The sequence below is a fragment of the Haloferax profundi genome (assembly GCF_001469865.1).
Taxonomy (GTDB): Archaea; Halobacteriota; Halobacteria; order Halobacteriales; family Haloferacaceae; genus Haloferax; species Haloferax profundi.
Genome location: NZ_LOPV01000701.1, coordinates 1 through 3784, shown reverse-complemented (window position 1 = coordinate 3784; position 3784 = coordinate 1). Strand labels below are relative to the sequence as shown.

Below are 3784 nucleotides of genomic sequence, written 5' to 3'. Positions count from 1 at the left end.
ACCGATGACGTTGTTCTCGGCGAGAGCAGCGACGGAGACGAGTTCCATTACCGGACCGACGAGTCGTTGAGCAATGATGCTTCCGCCACAGGTCGGTTCGTCCGACGCGGGAGTGTGCGACGACGATTGGAAGGTGAGCGACGGTGCCCCTGTTCAATTCACGGCTAGGGTCCCGTCAGACCCGACGACGATATCGTACCCGGCGTATTCGAACACGACTGTCACGGACGACCGAGCGTCAGTCGAAGTCGCCGAGAGGAGGGTATCGAGTGCGTCTGGGTCGATTGCGTCGTACAGTTGTGGGTTCAAGTCGGTAGGGTCGACGCCTTCCCTGTCGGCAACTGCTCGGACGACTGCTGCGGAGACACCGTGTTGCGGGGGGACCTTGTGTTGCGACGTTGATTCTGGCATCGTCGGCTAGTTCAGTACCTGACCGGGTTAGCGTTCCTCTTACCTATGTAAGAGGCTTTTTCAGGGGGTGCAGTAGTCAGTGTGACGTCGAAGCGTCGAGGGAAAGTGGGTGATTACTCAGGGTAGTCGTCGACGACGTCTTCGGTGAGTGTCGCGAACGCTCGTCGGAGTCGTCCACTGAACGCCTGCCGGGAGACGCCTACCTCGGCGGCGAGTGTGTCGAGACTACTACCTCGTGGGTCGTCGAAGTAGCCTCGTTCGTACGCGAGTTGTACTGCTTCGTACTGCGGTTCGGTGAGGCGGTCCTCGCGACCATCTCCCTTCGGTCGATCCTCTGCGAGTCTGACCACCCGAATCGGGATGCCGTCCTCTCTGAGTTCCGTGATGAACGCAGAGAGCGGTGTTTTACTCCCGCCTCGGAACTCGAAGTGCCACTGCTCTGCCGTTCCGCTTCCAGATAACAACGCGAGTTCCGAGTCGCTTATCGAGACCATCGTATCGTTGAACTCGCGGTTCCACACGACGCGATAGAGCGTTCGCTCGTCGTGCGTACTGAGTACCGAAATCTCTCGGACAGCACCCTGTTCACGAGTCACGCGAACGACGTCCGCCGGAGATGCGCCCCGAACCCAGATGAACGGAACCACGGCATCTATCGTCGGAACGACCCGGTCCAGTTCGACCCGAACGTCGGGGAGGCTACTGAACGCCCTCCCGATTCGAAACCCGTCGGCGGGAATCGTAAGCTCGGCGTAGACCACCATACTTCGCGTTTCGACGCGAGGGTGCTTGTATCCGCGCCGACGAGTCGTATTCTGACAGTGTCACGGTATCGAACGACGACAGTGTTTTCGGTGAGAAATGTGGGGAAGACAGTTTTGGACCAGACTGTCTAACGAGGGGGCGTGCCTCTGACAGCAGCAATCAACTATTCGTCATCAGTCTATTTATGTATTATCCGAGACAGATTAGCACGCCACCACACTGTGTCGGGACGTGCCGACTCCTGTGACCCCTCGAAATATATACTCTCAACCCGAGACAACGTTCATGACCGAGCGTCGGGACCGATTTACCGGTGATGCAGGTATCCTGTATCACACTGCGGTCCGAACGCCGCTCTCGACGAAGCAGGCCGAGCGCGTGTTCTACGAGAACATGATGAACGTTGCTGACGCCCGAGAGCAACGGGCGGAGATGCTCGCGGACCCCGACGTTCCTTTACTGGCCGCCTACGAGGCGGAACTCGACCGTGTCGCGACGAGTTTCAAACGTCGACTCCGTCACATCGCCGGCGAGGAGTACGCAGAGGTTGCGATGGCGTACCACCGGGGCGAACGAGACGACAGAACCGGGAGGCTCACCGCGTACTACATGGAGGGCCTCTGGCGGATTCAAGAGCGAACGACCATCACCGATATGTTGTTCTTCCCGCTCATCCTCCGGTACCCCGATAGCTTCACCGTGAACGTCCGGTTCGCCAGTGGCTACAAGACGACTGAGTCAGTCGTCTACGAATCACCCGAACACTCCACCGAAGAACTGGACGACGAGCACGCCGAGACGTACTACAACGAGAGTCAGTATTCGCAACGCGAGGCCGCAGAATACGTCCACGAGACTGCGCAACTTATCCGCGAGGAGTTTCCCAACCCCGACGAGACTCCGTTCGAGGAACGAAAGTACGGTGGCATCGTCTCCGCGGGTGGCCGGCGAAAGTCTGCCTTCTCCTCGATGCTGACGTCTGTCGAACCGGACCCGAATCGGTTCGACGAACCGATTTCGGAGCCAATGTTGGTCGACGCGGGGCGCGAAGCGGACCGGACAGAACGGGAGTTGTTGCCAGCGTGCGAGGTTATCTTGTGAGCGAGGCCACGTGGTAGTATGACCGAAACGATTCAGGGCACAGTCCTGCACGTCGTCCCACCGGACGAACTGGACGACCAAGACCTGACGCCCGGTCTCCACGAGTTAGCCGAGTCGCGCTACGTAGTCGTCCTCCGACGCGGCGGACACCCTTCGTTCCTCGACCTCGTCTGGGCGTTCATCCGTCGCGACCCAATCGAGGCGGTGACCGTCGTGACTGACCAGCGTGTCCACGAGGACGACGAACTGACACTCACTGTCGAGGAGACGGATATGGCCGGCGTCTACGTCACGGCATCCGTTGGACGCGACACGCACTAGTTTCATCGAGGATGGCTGTATTGCCATCTCAATCGTGGCTGGCACGCAGGGCAGGTGAGTGAGTACCCACCACTCTCACTCGTACAGGTGGTCGATGGGTGGGAAACCGGTACTTTTGCTGGCGTTGTTTTCTTCAGTACGCTCAGTCTTCAGGATAACATTTCTTATCAGCGCCACCGACAGCACAGATATTTAGTGAGAGACCATGGCGAACGCCTCAGAATGTGACACGAACCGCGTGACATATACAGAGGACGAGTTTAGCAGACGGTTATTCTTTGTTTCGCCACAGACCAACTGAATTAGCCGATATATTCACTGGTTCAGTAAGTTTGCGGTCATCATCAACCCTCCTAAAATAGTCAGCCCCCACGATACCAGTCTGACTACTGCCTCAAGTTGCGTTTGTCTTAGTACCGATTCATGGGCAGCCATCACCGCCCCGCTAGGCATCGGCCCGGTAGTAGTTATGATTCCAATCACACCGAGAGTAACGAAAACCAAGCCTACTTTCCAGTTCACGCTACTCAAATCCATACCCTCCGTTCACGACAGACTATTGTAACCTTTTATCCAGTTCAGAGACTCTGTTTACTGGTCATTCAAAACCGACGAACCTACCACATCCGGTGACCGACTCGCGCTCTGTATTCAGCACGACCTCAATAAAGTATCACAGATTGGGGAGTTAGACACGCTGTTTCAGACTATTTCGCGGGATGTCGCATACAGCACCTGTCTCGGCCGTAGTAATCCTCTACGTGCAACAAGTGCTCCGCACTCTCCGGGTCGTCTACTCCGTCATTGACGAAGTGACGAGCCATCGCACGCTTGCTGTACGTCCCGAAGTTGCACTTCGAGCACCGCCACATCTCTCCCGTCTCGGGTTCGTATTGCAGTCTCGTCGAGGATTCGCTGCACCGGCAGTTTTAGTGCGACCATATCGACACCGCCGCCGTTCGGGGCGTGCTCCTCGCCGTCGCGGCCGATGATAGTCCTCGTAGAAGTGGGGCCGGAGGGATGTTGAACCTCGGTCGCTCACTGCGTTCGCTCCCTGGTTCAAATCCACCTCTGTTCATATTACACCCGCTCACGAGTGGCGAGCACACGAGGTGCTCGCCGTGTGGTTCGCGGTAGAAAGTATGGGGCCGGAGGGATGTTGAATCTCAGTCGCTCACTCTGTTCG

4 protein-coding genes are annotated in these 3784 nt (G+C 57.5%); 2 read left to right on the top strand and 2 right to left on the bottom strand.

Translation table 11 applies throughout. The features are described 5' to 3' along the window. Positions 1 to 153: 153 nt before the first annotated feature. Complete coding sequence (locus AUR66_RS19225; RefSeq protein WP_058573719.1) at positions 154 to 411, bottom strand: HalOD1 output domain-containing protein; 258 nt, start codon at positions 409 to 411, stop codon at positions 154 to 156. 113 nt (positions 412 to 524) lie between these two features. Beyond that, positions 525 to 1175, bottom strand: a complete 651-nt coding sequence (locus AUR66_RS19220) for a helix-turn-helix domain-containing protein (RefSeq protein WP_058573718.1) — start codon at positions 1173 to 1175, stop codon at positions 525 to 527. 286 nt (positions 1176 to 1461) lie between these two features. Here AUR66_RS19220 and AUR66_RS19215 point away from each other — a divergent pair, with 286 nt between their 5' ends. Both AUR66_RS19215 and AUR66_RS19210 read left to right on the top strand, forming a co-directional pair. Continuing rightward, on the top strand, positions 1462 to 2277 hold the full coding sequence (locus AUR66_RS19215; protein ID WP_058573717.1) for a hypothetical protein: 816 nt from the start codon (positions 1462 to 1464) through the stop codon (positions 2275 to 2277). A gap of 18 nt (positions 2278 to 2295) precedes the next feature. Continuing rightward, the gene (locus AUR66_RS19210; RefSeq protein ID WP_058573716.1) at positions 2296 to 2598 is read left to right on the top strand and encodes a DUF7526 family protein; all 303 of its coding nucleotides are present in this window, start codon (positions 2296 to 2298) and stop codon (positions 2596 to 2598) included. Positions 2599 to 3784 lie beyond the last annotated feature (1186 nt).

What these genes read in the sequence shown, in the direction of transcription:
- AUR66_RS19225 (WP_058573719.1), bottom strand. Translation starts at nt 411, where the DNA reads ATGCCAGAATCAACGTCGCAACACAAGGTCCCCCCGCAACACGGTGTC.
- AUR66_RS19220 (WP_058573718.1), bottom strand. Translation starts at nt 1,175, where the DNA reads ATGGTGGTCTACGCCGAGCTTACGATTCCCGCCGACGGGTTTCGAATC.
- AUR66_RS19215 (WP_058573717.1), top strand. Translation starts at nt 1,462, where the DNA reads ATGACCGAGCGTCGGGACCGATTTACCGGTGATGCAGGTATCCTGTAT.
- AUR66_RS19210 (WP_058573716.1), top strand. Translation starts at nt 2,296, where the DNA reads ATGACCGAAACGATTCAGGGCACAGTCCTGCACGTCGTCCCACCGGAC.